Raw genomic sequence first — 17,141 nt, 5'->3', positions numbered from 1 at the left:
CGGTGCCGAACCCGGGTGGCGGTGCGCGGCAGCCGCCAAGTCTGGCGGCAATTAAACCGATTTGCCGTCTTTCGTGAGGCGGCTCACGCGACGTGGCCCCGGCCTGGCACGCGCAGGCCGGGACCACGTCGGGTCCGAACGGGTGGTCAGTGGGCCGCGAGCGGCTGCCGGGCCGGGTCCACCGGGGCCGGGAGCGTTCCGACCCCGCCGAGGTACGCGTGGATCGCGGCGGCCGCCGCCCGCCCCTCGGCGATCGCCCAGACGATCAGCGAGGCGCCCCGGTGCATGTCACCGGCGACGAAGACGCCGTCGGCGTCGGTCTGCCAGTCCGGCCGGGCGTCGACCGCCCCGCGCGCGTTGCGGACGACCCCGAACTGGTCGAGCAACGGCTGCTCCTCGGTGCCCTCGAAACCGATGGCCAGCAGCACCAGGTCGGCCGGCAGCTCCCGCTCCGAGCCGGGCAGCGGGGTGACGATCCGCCGCCCGTCCCGCTTCTCCACGCTCACCTCGGCGATCCGCACCGCCCGCACCTGCCCGGTGCCGTCGTCGACGAACTCCTGCACCGCGACGGCGAAGACCCGCTCGCCGCCCTCCTCGTGCGCCGGGTAGCTGCGCAGGAGCCACGGCCAGGTCGGCCACGGGTCCCGGGCCTCGTCGCGGGCCTGCGGCGGCTGCGGGTAGAGGTCGAGCTGGTGTACGCCGGCCGTGCCCTGCCGGTGCGCCACGCCGAGGCAGTCCGCCGCCGTGTCGCCGCCACCGATGATCACCACGTGCTTCCCGGCCGCGTCGATGGGCGTGCCGTCGGGCAGCACGGCGGTGTCGGGCCGGCCGCCGGCCGCCGCGGCGACCACCCGGTTGGCCGCGACGAGGTGCTCCATCGCCTGGTGCACGCCGCGCAGGTGCCGGCCCGGGGTCTCCGGGGTGTCCCGGCCCTGCAACGCGCCGCAGGCGAGCAGCACCGCGTCGTGCTCGGCGCGCACCTGCTCGGCGGTGACGTCGACGCCGACGTTCACCCCGGTGCGGAAGCGCACGCCCTCGGCGGCGAGCTGGGCCAGCCGCCGGTCGATGTGGGCCTTCTCCAGCTTGAAGTCGGGGATGCCGTACCGGAGCAGGCCGCCGATCGCGTCGTCGCGCTCGTACACCGTCACGGCGTGACCGGCGCGGGCGAGCTGCTGCGCGGCGGCGAGGCCGGCGGGCCCGGAGCCGACCACGGCGACCGACCGGCCGGTCGGCGCGGGCACCGGGCGTGGCAGCAGGCCGCCCCGCACGACGGCCGCGTCGGCGATCTCCACCTCGACCTGCTTGATGGTGACCGGCTGGCCGCCGCCGATGCCGAGCACGCAGGCCGCCTCGCAGGGCGCCGGGCAGAGCCGGCCGGTGAACTCCGGGAAGTTGTTGGTGGCGTGCAGCGACTCCACCGCCGCGTCCCAGCCGCCCGTGCGGACCAGGTCGTTCCAGTCCGGGATGCGGTTGCCCAGCGGGCAGCCGTCGTGGCAGAACGGGATGCCGCAGTCCATGCAGCGGGTGGCCTGCTCGCGGATCAGCTCCTCGCCGGCCGGCGGGTAGACCTCCCGCCAGTCGCTGATCCGCACCGGCACCGGGCGGCGCGCCGGCAGCCGCCGGTCGTAGCGCAGGAAACCGTTCGGGTCAGGCACGAGCCACCTCCTGGACCGCCGCCCGCGGGGCGGGCGTGGTCGGCACGGACTTCGCGGCGGGCGCGGAGAGCGCGCTCATCACCGCGTCGTCGACGTCGCGGCCGGCGGCTTCGGCGGCCCGCATGATCTCCAGTACCCGGCGGTAGTCCCGGGGCACCACCGCGGTGAACTCCGCCACCGCCTCCGGCCAGCGCTTGAGCAGCTCCTCGGCGACCGCCGAGTCGGTCTCGGCGAAGTGCCGCTGCACCAGCTCGTGCAGCACGGCCTGCTCCTCCTCGGACAGCGGGGCCAGGTCGACCAGGTCCGCGTTGACCCGGCGGCGGTCCAGCCGGTACACGAACGCGGTCCCGCCGGACATGCCGGCGGCGAAGTTGCGCCCGGTCGGCCCCAGCACCACCACGGTCCCGCCCGTCATGTACTCGCAGCCGTGGTCGCCGACGCCCTCGACGACGGCCACCGCGCCGGAGTTGCGCACCGCGAACCGCTCCCCCACCCGCCCGCGCAGGAAGAGTTCGCCCGCCGTGGCGCCGTAGAGGATGGTGTTGCCGGCGATGGTCTGGTCCTCGGCCCGCTCCCCCGGTGCGGCGTCGCCGTCGACGAAGGGGGCGGCGGCGTCCGGCCGCACGATGAGCCGGCCGCCGGAGAGGCCCTTGCCGACGTAGTCGTTGGCGTCGCCGTGCAGGCGCAGGGTGACCCCGCACGGCAGGAACGCGCCGAACGACTGCCCGGCGGTGCCGCGCAGCGTGAACTCGACCGTGTCGGCGGGCAGGCCGGCCCCGCCGAAGCGGCGGGTCACCTCGCCGCCCAGCATCGCGCCGACGCTGCGGTGCTCGTTGCGCACCGCCACCTCGACCCGTACGGGCGTGCCGTCGCGCAGCGCCGGCCCGGCGAGGGCGATCAGCTCGTTGTCCAGCGCCAGGTCCAGTCCGTGGTCCTGGGCGCGGACGCCCCGGCGGGCGGCGCCGGCCGGCAGCTCCGGCAGGTGCAGCACGGGGGTCAGGTCGAGCCCGCCGGCCTTCCAGTGCGCGATCGCCGGGGCGACGTCGAGCAGCTCGGCGTGCCCGATGGCCTCCTCGATCGAGCGGAAGCCCAGCTCGGCCAGGTAGCCGCGGACCTCCTCGGCGAGGAAGAGGAAGAAGTTCTCCACGAACTCCGGCCGGCCGGTGAAGCGTTCCCGCAGCACCGGGTTCTGGGTGGCGATGCCGACCGGGCAGGTGTCCAGGTGGCACACCCGCATCATCACGCAGCCCTCGACGATCAGCGGGGCGGTGGCGAAGCCGAACTCCTCGGCGCCGAGCAGCGCCGCGACCAGCACGTCCCGGCCGGTCTTGAGCTGGCCGTCGACCTGCACGGTGACCCGGTCGCGCAGCTTGTTGAGCAGCAGCGTCTGCTGCGCCTCGGCCAGCCCCAGCTCCCACGGGGTGCCGGCGTGCTTGAGCGAGTTCAGCGGGGACGCGCCGGTGCCGCCGTCGTGGCCGGAGATCAGGATGACGTCGGCCTTGAGCTTCGCCACGCCCGCCGCCACGGTGCCGACGCCGACCTCGCTGACGAGCTTGACGTGCACCCGCGCGGACGGGTTGACGCACTTCAGGTCGTGGACGAGCTGGGCGAGGTCCTCGATGGAGTAGATGTCGTGGTGCGGCGGCGGAGAGATCAGGCCGACGCCCGGCGTGGCGTGCCGGGTGCGGGCGATCCACGGCCAGACCTTGTTGCCGGGCAGCTGCCCGCCCTCGCCGGGCTTGGCGCCCTGGGCCATCTTGATCTGGAGGTCGTCGGCGTTGACCAGGTATTCGCTGGTCACCCCGAACCGGCCGCTCGCGATCTGCTTCACGGCGGAGCGGCGGGCCGGGTCGTGCAGCCGCTCGACGTCCTCGCCGCCCTCGCCGGTGTTGGACTTGCCGCCGAGGCGGTTCATGGCGATGGCGAGGGTCTCGTGCGCCTCCGCCGAGATCGACCCGTACGACATGGCGCCGGTGGCGAACCGCTTGACGATCTCGGTGGCCGGCTCGACCTCGTCGAGGGGCACCGCCGGCCGCACGCCGGTCCGCAGGGTGAACAGCCCGCGCAGCGAGCCTGCCTTCGCGGCCAGCTCGTCGACCTTCGCCGTGTACTGGCGGAAGACGTCGTACTGGCGGCTGCGGGTGGCGTGCTGGAGCAGGAAGACCGTCTCCGGGTTGAACAGGTGCAGCTCACCCTCGCGGCGCCACTGGTACTCGCCGCCCACCGCCAGCCGCCCGGAGGACTCGGCGCCCGGCTCCGGCCAGGCCACGACGTGCCGGGCGGCCACCTCGGCGTGGATGCCGTCCAGCCCGATCCCGCCGATCTTGCTCGGGGTGCCGCGGAAGTAGCGCTCGACCAGCCGGGAGTCCAGCCCGACGGCCTCGAAGACCTGCGCCCCGCAGTACGACGACACCGTCGAGATGCCCATCTTGGACATGATCTTCAGGACGCCCTTGCCGAGGCCCTTGACGTAGTTGCGGACCGCCTTCACCGGGTCGACGCCGACGAGCGCGCCGGTGCAGATCATGTCCTCCACCGACTCGAAGGCCAGGTACGGGTTGACCGCCGCCGCGCCGTAGCCGATCAGCACGGCCGCGTGGTGCACCTCGCGGCAGTCGCCGGACTCGACGACCAGCGCCACCTGGGTGCGGGTCTGCTCGCGGACCAGGTGCTGGTGCACGGCGGCGGTGAGCAGCAGCGACGGGATCGGGGCGAGGTCGGCGTTGGAGTCCCGGTCCGACAGCACCAGGATGCGTACGCCGTCCTCGATCGCCTCGGAGACGTGCCGGCAGATCTCGGTCAGCCGGGCCTTGATCCCGGCGCCGCCCTCCCGGACGCGGTAGAGCCCGGAGACCCGGACGGCCTTGAAGCCCGGCAGGTCGCCGTCCTCGTCGATGGAGAGGATCTTGGCCAGCTCGTCGTTGTCGATCACCGGGTACGGCAGCACGATCTGCCGGCAGCTCGCCGGGCCCGGGTCGAGCAGGTTGCCCTCCGGGCCGATCGTCGACGCCAGGCTGGTCACCAGCTCCTCGCGGATGGCGTCCAGCGGCGGGTTGGTGACCTGCGCGAAGAGCTGGTGGAAGTAGTCGTAGAGCAGCCGCGGCCGGGTGGACAGCGGGGCGATCGGGGTGTCGGTGCCCATCGAGCCGAGCGGCTCGGCGCCCGTCCGCGCCATCGGCGCGAGCAGGATCTTCAGCTCCTCCTCGGTGTAGCCGAAGGTCTGCTGCCGGCGGCGCACCGAGTCGTGGGTGTAGACGATGTGCTCGCGCGGGGGGAGGTCGGTCAGCTCGATCAGGCCGGCGTGCAGCCACTCGGCGTACGGCTGCGCGGCGGCCAGCTCCGCCTTGATCTCGTCGTCGTGCACGATCCGCCCGGCGACGGTGTCGACCAGGAACATCTTCCCCGGCTGGAGGCGGCCCTTGGCGACCACCCGGGCGGGGTCGAGGTCGAGCACGCCGGCCTCGCTGCCGAGCACCACCAGGCCGTCGTCCGTCCGCCACCAGCGGCCCGGGCGCAGCCCGTTGCGGTCGAGCACGGCGCCGACGATCTCGCCGTCGGTGAAGGCGACCGAGGCCGGCCCGTCCCACGGCTCCATGAGGCTCGCGTGGAAGCGGTAGAAGGCCCGCTTGTCGGGGGCCATGTCCGGGTCGTTCTCCCACGCCTCCGGGATCATCATCAGCACCGCGTGCGGCAGGCTCCGCCCGGCCAGGTGCAGCAGTTCGAGGACCTCGTCGAAGTTCGCCGAGTCGGAGGCCGCCGGGGTGCACACCGGGAAGACCCGGCGGATGTTGCCGGGCAGGTTCGGGCTCCGGAGCAGTGCCTCGCGGGCCTGCATCCAGTTCCGGTTGCCCCGGATGGTGTTGATCTCGCCGTTGTGCGCGATGAGCCGGTACGGGTGCGCCAGCGGCCAGGACGGGAACGTGTTCGTGGAGAACCGGGAGTGCACCAGCGCGATCGCGCTCTCCACCCGCTCGTCGGTCAGCTCGGGGAAGAACGCGGGAAGCTGGTCGGGGGTGAGCATGCCCTTCCAGACCATGGTCCGCGCGGACAGCGACGGGAAGTACGCCGGCACGCCCCGCTCGGCGCTCTCCCGCTCGGCCTGCTTGCGGACGCAGAACGCCACCCGCTCCAGCTCGATGCCGCCCAGCGGCGACCCGGCCGGCCCGGCGGGTAAGTCGGTGAGCCGGTGCGCGGCGAGGAACAGCTGCCGGACCCGGGGCATCGCCGCGAGGGCGGTCTCGCCGAGGCCGCTCGGGTCGACCGGCACGTCCCGCCAGCCGAGCAGGTCCGCCCCCTCTACCAGCGCGTACTTCTCCACCACGCGGCGGGCACGGGCCTCGGCCGCGTCGTCGTCGGGGAGGAACACCAGGCCGGTGGCGTACGCTCCGGCGGGCGGCAGCGGGAAGTCGACGACCGCCCGCAGGAACGCGTCCGGCACCTGGATCATGATCCCCGCGCCGTCGCCGGTGTTCGGTTCCGCGCCACGGGCTCCCCGGTGGTCCAGCCGGCAGAGCGCGTCGAGGCCGTTGACCACGACCGCGTGCGAGCGCCGTCCGTGCAGGTCCGCCACGAAGGCCACACCGCAGGCGTCGTGCTCCTGGGCGGGGTCGTAGAGCCCGGCCGCGGGCGCTCCCGGGCCGAGGTGCGGGGCCTGCTGGGGGCTGCGATGAGGGTACGGAAAGGCCACCGGGCCTCCTGTCGTCACTCAGGGTGGATCTCGATCGGGACGACGTCGGCCCTCAAGGGTCTATTGAGTCTACGTTAGGGTCCGGCGCGCAAGGCCAGTGCAGATTGATCACACCTTCCAGACTCTGGGACATGTAGTCTCGCCCGGTGGATCGCCTGCCGAAGGACCTGTTCGACCGGTTGGAACGCTTCTACGACGCGGTGCCCCGGGACGCTGCCCGGACGGAGGAGCACGGCGCGCTCGTGCTGTTCGTCCGGAACGGGGCCGGCTGGCCGTTCTACGCGCGGCCCCGGCTCGACGCCACCGAGCCGCCGTCGCTGGCCGACGTCGCGGCGGTGCGCGAGCGGCAGCGCGAACTCGGCCTGCCCGAGGCCCTCGAGTGGGTGCACGAGACGACCCCGGACCTGCTCGCGGTGGCCCGCTCGGCGGGCCTGTCCGTGCTGGAGGCGCCGCTGATGGTGCTCGACCCGGCCGCCCTGCCCGACCCGGCCACCCTCACTGACGTACCGGTGCGGCTGCTCGACCCGACGGCACCCGGCTTCGCGGCGGACGTGGCCGCGCAGCGGGCGGTCGCCGCCGTCGGGTTCGCCGCGCCCGGCACCGACCGCGGCGAGGCCGGCCCGGCGCAGCGGGACGCCGCCGTGGCCGGGTTGGACGAGGCGGCGCTGGACGAGGAGCGGGCCCGGACCGCCGACGGCCGGCGACTGTCGGCGCTGGCCGGCACGCCCGCCGACGGCGCCCTGGCCAGCGGGATGGCGATGCGGGTCGGCGACGTGGCCGAGATCGCCGGGATCGCCACCCTGCCGGCCGCCCGCCGCCGCGGCCTGGGCGCGGCGGTCACGGCCGCGCTGGCCCGCGCGCTGCTCGCCGCCGGCACCGACCTGGTCTTCCTCTCCGCCGGCAGCGAGGACATCGCCCGGGTCTACCTCCGCGTCGGCTTCCGCCGCGTCGGCACCGCCTGCATCGCCGAGCCCGCCCCCGTCACCCCCTGACGCCCGCCCCGGCGGAGTGGGGTGGGGCGGGTCAGGTCGGGGGGCGCCACTGGGCGGCCGTGGTGGCGGCCGTGGAGAGCAGACGGGGCGTGATCGTGCCGAGGGCGGCGTCGCGGGCGCGCAGCGCCAGCGGGCCCCGGGCCTTCAGCACCGCCGACATCCGGCGGGTCTGCCGGACCACCGTCGCCGCGCGGGGCCGGCGCACCCGGTCGTACGCAACCACGGCGTCGGGCAGCCGGGACTCGCGCAGCAGCGAGGCGAGGGTCGCCGCGTCCTCGAAGGCGAGGCAGGCGCCCTGGCCGAGGTGCGGCGGCATGGCGTGCGCGGCGTCGCCGAGCAGCACCACCCCGCCCGGGCCGGCCGGGAAGCCGTACGACCTGGGCAGCGGTCGCAGCTCGCGGATCTCCTGCTGCACCAGGTCCGCCGGGTCGGTGGCGTCGAGCAGCTCGGCGATCGGCGCGGGCCAGCCCGCGTACCAGCGGCGCAGCAGGGCCAGCTGGGTCTCCGGCGGTTCCGGGCGGGGCGCCCCGGCGGCCGTGGCCACCCAGTAGATGCCGCCCCGGCTGGAGGCGCCGGAGGATCCGCGCTCACCCAGCGAGGCGGACACGAACCGGTACCCGGCGCCGAGCACCTCGCCGCCGACGGGCCGGTCGGCGGGCAGCTTCGGGGCGCGGTACCAGGGGATCACCGCCCGCCACGCGGCGCAGCCCGAGCTGACCACCCCGGACTCCGGGGCGAGCTGCCGGCGGATCTCGCTGTCGGTGCCGTCCGCGGCGACCACCAGGTCCGCCTCGACGGTGTGCCGGCCGTCGCCGACCGACGGGCGTTGGCCGGGCTCGGCGCGGACCGTCCGCACCGTCACCCCGGTGCGCAGCTCGACCTCGTCGCCCAGCCCGGCGATCAGCGCGTCGTGCAGGTCCTCCCGGTGCACCACCACCGGCATCCGGTCGGCGGGGGTCGGCCGGGGCTGCACCAACCAGTGCCCGTCCGGGCGGCGTACCCCGGCGTCGGGCAGCGGCGTGGCGATCGCCTCCAGGCCGGCGCCGAGACCGAGGGCGCGCAGCGCGCGTACGCCGTTGGGCCAGAGCGCCACGGCGGTCGGCTCGGGGCGGACCCGGTCGGCGCGCTCCAGCAGGGTGACCCGCCACCCGGAGCGCGCCAGCGCGCCGGCGACCGCGAGGCCGCCGATGCCGGCCCCCACCACCACCGCGCTACGCATGTGGTGCTCCCCCTCAGCTGTCGCGGTCGGCGGGCCGGGAGCCGGCAGCCCCCGCCCGGTCCTCCGAGCTCTCCTCGTCGCCGTCCGGCTCGGCGGACCCGTCGCCAGCGCTCGCGGCGTCCTTCCCGGTCGCCGTCTCCTCGCCGGTCGTGGCGGGCAACTCGCCGGTCTCCCGCCAGCGCCGGTACTGCTCCTCGCCGACCACCCGGTAGCCCTCCGGCGCGGCGGGCTTCGCCCCCGCCTCGGCGGCGGAGAGGTCGACCTGCGAGACGTCGGAGTCGGCGGGCACGGGCGGCGTCGCGGCGGCGCCGACCGGAACGAGGTACTCGCGGGGCCCGCGCACCCGCAGGAAGTAGACCAGGGCGCCGAGGAACACCAGGCCGGCGGTCCAGACGTTCAGGCGTACGCCGAGGATGGTGTTCGCCTCGTCGGTGCGCATCAGCTCGATCCAGAACCGCCCGGCGGTGTAGCCCATCACGTAGAGGGCGAACGCCCGCCCCCGGCCGAGGCGCAGCTTGCGGTCGAGGACGAAGACCAGCGCGGCGACGCCGATGTTCCACAGCAGTTCGTACGCGAACGTCGGGTGGTAGAGCCCCGGCTCGAGGATCGGCCGGCTGGCGTCGTCCCGCAGCGCCTGGCCGGGGTTGTCCGGATCCATCCGGTGGATCTCCAGGCCCCACGGCAGGGTGGTCCGGCCGCCGTACAGCTCGTTGTTGAACCAGTTGCCGAGCCGGCCGATCGCCTGGGCCAGCGGCAGGCCGGGGGCCAGCGCGTCGGCGACCACCGCGAACGGGATGCCGAGCTGACGGGCGGCGATCCAGGCGCCGACCGCGCCGCCGGCCACCGCGCCCCAGATGCCGAGACCGCCCTCCCAGATGGCGAACGCCTTCAGCGGGTCGCCGCCGGTGCCGAAGTACTTTTCCGGCGAGGTGATCACGTGGTAGATCCGGGCGCCGATGATGCCGGCCGGCACCGCCCAGACCGCGATGTCGAGGACCGCGCCGGGGGCCACGCCGCGCTGGCGCAGCCGCCGTTCGGTGACCCAGCAGGCCACCACGATGCCGACGATGATGCACAGCGCGTACGCCCGGACCGGCACCGGTCCGAGCTGCCACACGGCGGTGCTGGGGCTGGGAAGGGCCGCCTGGGGGGACAGCGAGGCGAGAGTCACGGATGCACACGCTACCGCCGTGGGCCCCTCCGGCGGCACCCCGGTCCACCGTCGCCCGATCCCGGTGACTTCTGGTTTGCGCCCCCGTAGGCTCTTTGTCCATGAGCGCTCTCACCTGGGCGGTCGCGGCGGTCGTCACCGACGACGCCGGCCGGGTGCTGCTCTGCCGCCAGGGCCGGGGCGAGCGACGCTACGGGCTCCCGGGCGGCCGGCTACGTCCGGCGGAGAGCCCGATGCACGCCGCGATGCGCGACATCCGGGCCGAGACGGGCTGGGAGGTCGAGGTCGTGGACCTGGTCGGCCTCTACCACCTGGCCGGCGCGTGCGCCCCGGCGCCGACGAGCCCCGCCGCTCCGGCCTCGTCGGCGGGCCGGGTCGCGTCGTCGGCCGGTCGCGCCGGGCCGCTGCCCGACGTCCTGGTGCACGTCTTCCGGGCGCGCGTCCGGGGGCCGGGGCCGACCGGCGAACCGATGGGCGGCTGCCGGTCGTCCTGGCACGACCCCACGGCTCTGCCGGAGGCGCTCACGCCGACCACCCGGGCCGCGCTCGCCGACGCGCTGGCGGGCCGCTCCGGCGTCCTGCACACCGCCACGCCGTCCACCCCCGCACCACCCACCTGCACACCACCCACCCCCGCGCCGACCGACTCCGTGCCGACCGATCCCGCGCAGTCCGCCCCCGCACCAAACAGCCTCGCACCGGATACTGCGGCTGAAACGGACACCACTCCGAGCACGATCGCACCCCCGGCCGGACACCCGCCGGGCCAGCGGGCCAATCCACCCACGCCCACCCGCCACTAACCAACTCCCCGCGCGCCCCCTACGCGTCCCCGCCCCCGGCCCTCGCCCGCGATCTTGCACTTTCCGCCCGGACAAAGGGGGCAGTCCGCGCATTACGCGGGCACAAAGTGCAAGATCGCGGGCGACGGACGGCGGGCGGGAGGAAGGGCGAGGGAGGGAGGGAGGGAGGGAGGGAGTGGGTCAGGGGGTGGGGGTGCGGACGCCCTGGGCGAGTTCGGCGCTGAGGGTGCGGAGGGCGGCCAGGCCGGACGCCTCGTCCGGGGCGTCGAGCAGGCAGCGGATCAGGGCGCTGCCGACGATGACGCCGTCGGCGTACCCGGCGACCGTGCCGGCCTGTGCGCCCGTGCCGACGCCCAGCCCGACGCCGACCGGCAGGTCGGTGACCTCCCGCACCCGGGAGACCAGGACCGGCGCCGCGTCGGAGATCTTCGCCCGGGCGCCGGTGACGCCCATGATCGCGGTGGCGTAGACGAAGCCCCGGCAGTGCGCCACGGTCATCGCCAGCCGCGCGTCGGTCGAGGAGGGCGACACCAGGAAGGTGCGGTCCAGTCCGTACGCGTCCGAGGCGGCGAGCCACTCGCCGGCCTCCTCCGGGATCAGGTCCGGGGTGACCAGGCCGGTGCCCCCGGCCGAGGCGAGGTCCCGGGCGAAGGCGTCCACGCCGTAGCGCTCGACCGGGTTCCAGTAGGTCATGGTGACCACGGGCGCCCCGGTGGCCGCGACCGCCTCGATGATGCGCAGCGTGTCGGCAGTGCGTACGCCGCCGGCGAGGGCGATGTCGCTGGCCTTCTGGATCACCGGGCCGTCCATCACCGGGTCGGAGTACGGGATCTCCACCTCGATCACGTCGACGCCGGCCTCGACCATCGCGGTCATCGCGGCGATGCTGCCCTCGACGGTCGGAAACCCGGCCGGCATGCAGCCGACCAGCACCGCCCGCCCGTCGGCGCGCGCCTTGTCGAACGCCACCCCGATCCGGCTCACGTTCTCACTGCTCCTTGTCGAGGATGCCGAAGTAGTTGCCGGCCGTGTGGACGTCCTTGTCGCCCCGGCCGGACAGGTTGACCACGACGGTGGGCTCCCGGCCCAGCTCGGCGGCGAGCTTCGGGGCGATCTTGAGGGTGCCGGCGAGCGCGTGCGCGCTCTCGATCGCCGGGATGATGCCCTCCGTCCGGCAGAGCAGCTCGAACGCGGCCATCGCCTCGTCGTCGGTGACGGGCACGTAGCTGGCCCGGCCGGTGTCGTGCAGCCAGGCGTGCTCCGGCCCGACGCCGGGGTAGTCCAGCCCGGCGGAGATCGAGTGCGACTCGCAGGTCTGGCCGTCGGCGTCCTGGAGGACGTACGTGCGGGTGCCGTGCAGCACGCCGGCGGAGCCACCGGTGATGCTGGCCGCGTGCCGCCCGGTCTCCACCCCGTCGCCGCCGGCCTCGAAGCCGTAGAGCCGCACGTCGGGGTCGCCGACGAAGGCGTGGAAGATGCCCAGCGCGTTGGAGCCGCCGCCGACGCAGGCGGTGACCGCGTCCGGCAGGGCACCGGTCAGGTCGAGGCACTGCTGGCGCGCCTCGTCGCCGATGCCCCGGACGAAGTCGCGGACCATCGCCGGGAACGGGTGCGGCCCGGCAGCCGTACCGATCAGGTAGTGGGTCTCGTCGACGTTGGCGACCCAGTCCCGCATCGCCTCGTTCATCGCGTCCTTGAGGGTGCGCGAGCCGTTGGTGACCGGGACGACGGTGGCGCCGAGCATGCGCATCCGCGCCACGTTGAGCGCCTGCCGCTCGGTGTCGACCTGGCCCATGTAGACCACGCAGTCGAGGTCGAACAGGGCGGCGGCGGTGGCCGTGGCCACGCCGTGCTGGCCGGCGCCGGTCTCCGCGATCACCCGGGTCTTGCCCATCCGCTTGGTCAGCAGCGCCTGGCCGAGCACGTTGCGCACCTTGTGCGCCCCGGTGTGGTTGAGGTCCTCCCGCTTGAGCAGCACCCGCGCGCCGGCCTTGGCGGAGAACCGCTGGGCCGCGTAGAGCAGCGAGGGCGTGCCGGCGTAGTCGCGCAGCAGGGCGCCGAACTCCGCTCGGAACGACTCGTCGGCCATCGCCGTGCGGTGCGCGGCGTCCAGCTCGTCGAGCGCCGCGACCAGTGCCTCCGGTACGAAGCGGCCCCCGAACCGGCCGAAGTGACCGGCGGAGTCGGGCTGCGGACCGGCCGGGGCGGCCAGCGCGTCGGCGCTCATGGATTCTCCTCTCGGTGCTGGCGAACCGGCGCGGGATCAGCGCACCGGGCGGGGCGTGGCCGGGTGGTTGCCGGCGTTGACCAGCTCGGCCACCGCCTCGCGGGGGCTCTTCTGGGTGACCAGTCCCTCGCCGACCAGGACCGCGTCGGCGCCCGCCGAGGCGTACCGGATGAGGTCGTGCGGACCACGCACCCCCGACTCGGCGATCTTGACGACGCTGCTGGGCAGGCCGGGCGCGATCCGCTCGAACACCGAGCGGTCGACCTCAAGGGTACGCAGGTTGCGAGCGTTGACCCCGATGACCTGGGCGCCGGCCTCCAGCGCCCGGTCGGCCTCCTCCTCGTCGTGCACCTCGACGAGCGCGGTCATGCCGAGCGACTCGATCCGCTCCAGCAGGCCGACGAGGGCGTTCTGCTCCAGGGCGGCGACGATCAGCAGCACCAGGTCGGCGCCGTGCGCCCGGGCCTCGTGCACCTGGTAGCTGGAGACCACGAAGTCCTTGCGCAGCACCGGGATGTTGACGGCGGCGCGGACGGCGGCCAGGTCGTCGAGCGAGCCGCCGAACCAGCGTCCCTCGGTGAGCACGCTGATCGCCCGCGCGCCGCCGGCGGCGTAGTCACCGGCCAGGTCGGCCGGGTCGGCGATCTCCGCCAGCCGCCCCTTGGACGGCGAGGAGCGCTTCACCTCGGCGATCACCGCGACGCCCGGCTTGCGCAGGGCCGCGTACGCGTCCAGCGGCGGCGGCGCGGCGGCGGCCAGTTCGCGGATCCGCTCCAGCGGAACCTGCTCCTGTCGCCGGGCGACGTCCTCACGCACGCCGGCCAGGATCTCGTCGAGCACGCCTAGGGACGCCGCCGGACCGGCCTCGTCCCCCTCCGCGTGCGCATGCTCAGCAGTCACCAACGGACTCCCCTCTCCGGGTGTCATGGGCCGATGCTAGGGGGCGCCACCTGGCGACGGGTGCCGGGGGTATGGCGTGCCTCACGAGATGGGCTGCGGCATAATGGCCGACTTCCGGTGAACGGGACGTCACTCAGGGCGACCGCACTCATCGACGATCGCCACCCCCGCCTCGTCGCCCCACCGCGCGAGACATCGGCCCGATCCTATCCGCTCCCGCGCCCGGCCGCCCGGCGCGGCCACCGCGGGACGCCGGCCCCCTGTGACCTAGCTCAAGGGCGAACGGCCCTTTCCCTGGTCGCGGGCCGGACGGAGAGTTGACGTGTCGGTCACCACGGCGAAACGTGAGCCAGCCAGCATCTCTCTCGGGCAGACTCGATGTCGCGCCTGCCCCACCGACACCAACGATCTCCGTGCGGGGTGATCATGAGCACTGTCGAGCCCAACCAGACCATCGGACTGACGACCATCTCGCGTACCGTCGCGTCGCTCGCCGTCGGCGTGGTCCACACCGTGGAGCGCGCGGTGGTCGGCGAGGCCCGGATGCGGACCGCGCGCGGCAACGCCTGGGAGGCCGTCTGCGCCGACCGGGCCCGCGCGGACCAGCGGGCCGAGCTGGACCGCCTGGTGGCGGAGCTGACGGCCGCCCGGGCCGCCGCCCGCGACCGCCAGCCCGTCAGCTGACCGTCGGATCCTCGCCGCGGTCCAGCGCGTCCCACGCCTCCGTCGTGCGCCGGCCGGTGACGCGGCCGTCCTCGCCCCGGGCGGCCGGCGCGCCGCCGCCCCGGGCCGGCCGCTCGTAGCGGGCGCCCATCGCCGGCCACCGCCGGCCCCGCAGCGCCGTCAGCAACCCGCCCGCCGCGGCGAGCACCCCGCCGACCAGGCAGAGCGCCGGCCAGTGCCGGCTGACCTCACCGTCGAACCCGGCGACCAGGCCGTAGCCGCCGCCGGCCGCCACCGCCGCGCCGAGCCCGCACAGCAGCGCGCCCAGCAGCCGCCGCAGCCGGCCCCGGGTGGCGAGCACCGCACCGCCCCCGGCCAGCCCCACCAGGGCCAGCGCCGGCAGCCACGGCAGCAGGCCCGCGCCCGTGCGCGCGTCGCGTACCGGCGGCAGCGGGGTGGGCCGGGCGGTCAGTTCGACCGCCCAGGTACGGGTCGACGCCCAGAACGCGAGTCCCGCGCCGGCCACGCAGAGCAGCACCGCGTACGTCAGCTCCCGCCGGCCCGCGACCGCCCGCGCGCGTTCCTCGGCCTCGGCCGGCGCGGCGGTCCCCGGCTCGTGGCCGCGCGGCTGCGCCGCCGTCATCGGGCGGGCCGGAGGGTCTCGGCGGCGGCGATCGCGGCGAGCACCGCCGCGGCCTTGTTCCGGGTCTCCTGGTCCTCGGCGGCCGGGTCCGAGTCGGCCACCACCCCCGCCCCGGCCTGCACGTACGCCCGGCCGTCGCGCATCAGCGCGGTGCGGATGGCGATCGCCATGTCCAGGTCCCCACCGAAGCCGAAGTAGCCGACGGTGCCGCCGTAGAGGCCGCGGCGGACGGGCTCCAGCTCCTCGATGATCTCCATCGCCCGCACCTTCGGCGCGCCGGAGAGCGTGCCGGCGGGGAAGGTCGCGGCGAGCGCGTCGAAGGCCGTGCGGTCGTCCCGCAGCGTGCCGACGACGGTCGAGACGATGTGCATGACGTGGCTGTAGCGCTCGATGGTGGCGAACTCCGGCACCTCCACGGTGCCCGGACGGCACACCCGGCCCAGGTCGTTGCGGCCCAGGTCGACCAGCATCACGTGCTCGGCCCGCTCCTTGGGGTCGGTGAGCAGCTCCGCGGCGAGCCGGGCGTCGGCCTCCGGGGTGGCGCCGCGCGGCCGGGTGCCGGCGATCGGGTGCAGCAGCGCCCGCCGCTGCCCCTCCGCGTCGGCGGTCACCTTCAGGTGCGCCTCCGGGGAGGAGCCGACGATGTCGAAGCCGTCGAAGCGCAGCAGGTACATGTACGGGCTGGGGTTCGTCGTGCGCAGCACCCGGTAGACGTCCAGCGGGTCGGCGTGCGTCTGCCGCTCGAACCGCTGCGCCAGCACGATCTGGAAGCACTCGCCGGCCCGGATCGCCTCCTTAGCCGCCTCCACCGCCTTCGGGTAACCACCCTCGGGCGTGCGGCTGCGCACCTCCCCGGCGGGCGGCCGGTCGACGGTGGACACCATCGGCGGGATGGGCCGGGACAGGGCGGTGGTCATCGCGTCGAGCCGGCCGACCGCGTGGTGGTACGCGGCCGCGACCCGGGCCTCGCGGTCCGGCTCGTCCAGCGGCGGCAGGATCGCGTTGGCGACCAGGATCGCCGAGCCGTCGTAGTGGTCCAGCACCACCAGGTCGGCGGCGAGCATCATGCCCAGCTCGGGCAGGCCCAGGTCGTCCTCGGCCAGCTCGGGCAGCCGCTCGAACCGGCGGATCAGCTCGTAGCCGAGGTAGCCGACCATGCCCCCGGTCAGCGGCGGCATGCCGCTGGCCGCGTCCCAGGCCGGGCCGGCGAGCGCGTCGACGGTCTCGCGCAGCACCCGGACCGGGTCGCCGGAGGTGGGCACGCCGGCCGGGGGCTGCCCCGTCCACGTCGCCACGCCGTCCCGCTCGGTCAGCGTGGCGCTGCTGCGTACGCCGATGAACGAGTACCGCGACCAGGCCAGCCCGGCCGAGCCGACGCCCTGCTCGGCGGACTCCAGCAGGAACGTTCCCGGACCGCCGGCCAGCTTGCGGTAGACGCCGACCGGCGTCTCCGCGTCGGCGAGCAGCCGCCGGGTGACCGGGACGACGCGCCAGCGGGCGGCCAGCTCGGTGAAGGAGGCCACGTCCGGGCTGACCGCACCGTCGGTCCGGGACCCGCCGCCGGGGGTCTCCCGCCGCGCCGTCATCGGGCCCCCGCCTCTTCCCCGCTGACCGGCAGCTCCGTGAAGAAGCAGGTGCGGTGCCCGGTGTGGCAGGCCGCGCCGACCTGGTCGACGTCGACCAGCAGCGCGTCGCCGTCGCAGTCCAGGGCGACCGAGCGGACGTACTGGTGGTGCCCGGAGGTGGCGCCCTTCACCCAGTACTCCTGGCGGCTGCGCGACCAGTAGGTGGCCCGCCCGGTGGTCAGGGTGCGGTGCAGCGCCTCGTCGTCCATCCAGGCGACCATCAGCACCTCGCCGGAGTCGTGCTGGCGGACCACCGCGGCCACCAGGCCGTCGGGGGTGCGGCGCAGCCGGGCGGCGATGGCCGGGTCGAGCCGGGACGCACGGGCCGGGCCGCCGGCCGCGGGCTCCTGCGGGCTGGGGTGGGCGCCGGTCACCGGCGCGTCAGGTACGGGCACAGTGACCCATTGTCCCGCACGCGGGGCGGGCACCGGCGAGGGCTCCCGCCGGGGGCGCGGCGGCCGGCCGGCGGGCCGGGTCAGCTGGTCGACGTAGCGGTCCAGCCGGCCGTCGACCAGGGCGTCGGCCAGGTCCGCGCCGGCGACCTCGGCGATCTCGG

At 75.2% G+C, this 17,141-nt stretch carries 13 protein-coding genes; 3 read left to right on the top strand and 10 right to left on the bottom strand.

Going from position 1 to position 17,141, the window contains the following annotated elements:
• Positions 1-146 precede the first annotated feature (146 nt).
• Positions 147-1,655, bottom strand: coding sequence for a glutamate synthase subunit beta (locus tag AB0G14_RS26130; protein WP_357701671.1), 1,509 nt, complete (start codon positions 1,653-1,655; stop codon positions 147-149).
• Positions 1,648-6,342: a glutamate synthase large subunit gene (gltB, locus tag AB0G14_RS26125; protein ID WP_357701669.1), complete on the bottom strand. Its 4,695-nt coding sequence runs from the start codon at positions 6,340-6,342 to the stop codon at positions 1,648-1,650. Before gltB ends, AB0G14_RS26130 begins: the two co-directional genes overlap by 8 nt.
• A 155-nt stretch (positions 6,343-6,497) precedes the next feature.
• Between gltB and AB0G14_RS26120 the strand changes: the two genes are divergently transcribed.
• Positions 6,498-7,334, top strand: a complete 837-nt coding sequence (locus AB0G14_RS26120) for a GNAT family N-acetyltransferase (RefSeq protein ID WP_357701707.1) — start codon at positions 6,498-6,500, stop codon at positions 7,332-7,334.
• Between the two features lie 31 nt (positions 7,335-7,365).
• On the opposite strand, the gene AB0G14_RS26115 is transcribed toward AB0G14_RS26120, so the two are convergent.
• Together AB0G14_RS26115 and lgt are read right to left on the bottom strand one after the other, a co-directional pair.
• Positions 7,366-8,553, bottom strand: coding sequence for an NAD(P)/FAD-dependent oxidoreductase (locus tag AB0G14_RS26115; protein ID WP_357701667.1), 1,188 nt, complete (start codon positions 8,551-8,553; stop codon positions 7,366-7,368).
• Between the two features lie 13 nt (positions 8,554-8,566).
• Positions 8,567-9,724 carry a prolipoprotein diacylglyceryl transferase gene (lgt, locus tag AB0G14_RS26110; RefSeq protein WP_357701666.1) on the bottom strand — a complete coding sequence of 386 codons (1,158 nt, stop codon included), beginning with the start codon at positions 9,722-9,724 and terminating at the stop codon, positions 8,567-8,569.
• A gap of 101 nt (positions 9,725-9,825) precedes the next feature.
• On the opposite strand from lgt, the gene AB0G14_RS26105 reads away from it, so the two are divergent.
• The gene (locus tag AB0G14_RS26105) at positions 9,826-10,527 is read left to right on the top strand and encodes an NUDIX domain-containing protein (protein WP_357701664.1); all 702 of its coding nucleotides are present in this window, start codon (positions 9,826-9,828) and stop codon (positions 10,525-10,527) included.
• Positions 10,528-10,707: 180 nt separating this feature from the next.
• Here the strand turns inward: AB0G14_RS26105 and trpA are convergent, their stop codons facing one another.
• From trpA to trpC, 3 genes are read right to left on the bottom strand one after another with little or no spacing between them, the layout of a single operon-like run.
• Positions 10,708-11,511 carry a tryptophan synthase subunit alpha gene (gene trpA / locus AB0G14_RS26100; RefSeq protein ID WP_357701662.1) on the bottom strand — a complete coding sequence of 268 codons (804 nt, stop codon included), beginning with the start codon at positions 11,509-11,511 and terminating at the stop codon, positions 10,708-10,710.
• 4 nt (positions 11,512-11,515) lie between these two features.
• Positions 11,516-12,754, bottom strand: a complete 1,239-nt coding sequence (trpB, locus tag AB0G14_RS26095) for a tryptophan synthase subunit beta (protein ID WP_357701660.1) — start codon at positions 12,752-12,754, stop codon at positions 11,516-11,518.
• A 36-nt stretch (positions 12,755-12,790) separates the two neighbouring features.
• Complete coding sequence (trpC, locus tag AB0G14_RS26090) at positions 12,791-13,594, bottom strand: indole-3-glycerol phosphate synthase TrpC (protein WP_350681602.1); 804 nt, start codon at positions 13,592-13,594, stop codon at positions 12,791-12,793.
• A 486-nt stretch (positions 13,595-14,080) separates the two neighbouring features.
• Here trpC and AB0G14_RS26085 point away from each other — a divergent pair, with 486 nt between their 5' ends.
• Positions 14,081-14,338, top strand: a complete 258-nt coding sequence (locus AB0G14_RS26085) for a hypothetical protein (RefSeq protein ID WP_357701658.1) — start codon at positions 14,081-14,083, stop codon at positions 14,336-14,338.
• Here AB0G14_RS26085 and AB0G14_RS26080 read toward each other — a convergent pair.
• Genes AB0G14_RS26080 through hisI form a run of 3 tightly spaced genes read right to left on the bottom strand, consistent with a single transcriptional unit; the run spans position 14,331 to position 16,980 of the window.
• Complete coding sequence (locus tag AB0G14_RS26080; protein ID WP_357701656.1) at positions 14,331-14,960, bottom strand: Trp biosynthesis-associated membrane protein; 630 nt, start codon at positions 14,958-14,960, stop codon at positions 14,331-14,333. The genes AB0G14_RS26085 and AB0G14_RS26080 overlap by 8 nt on opposite strands.
• Complete coding sequence (locus AB0G14_RS26075; protein ID WP_357701654.1) at positions 14,957-16,546, bottom strand: anthranilate synthase component I; 1,590 nt, start codon at positions 16,544-16,546, stop codon at positions 14,957-14,959. Before AB0G14_RS26075 ends, AB0G14_RS26080 begins: the two co-directional genes overlap by 4 nt.
• Entirely contained in the window at positions 16,543-16,980 is a 438-nt protein-coding gene (gene hisI, locus AB0G14_RS26070) for a phosphoribosyl-AMP cyclohydrolase (RefSeq protein ID WP_357456838.1), read from the bottom strand. The genes AB0G14_RS26075 and hisI overlap by 4 nt, the downstream gene beginning before the upstream one ends.
• Between the last annotated feature and the right edge of the window lie 161 nt (positions 16,981-17,141).

This window comes from Micromonospora sp. NPDC023814 (genome assembly GCF_040639595.1).
Lineage (GTDB): Bacteria > Actinomycetota > Actinomycetes > Mycobacteriales > Micromonosporaceae > Micromonospora.
Note: the sequence above shows the minus strand (reverse complement) of the source record. Positions and strands in the feature narration are given on the sequence as shown.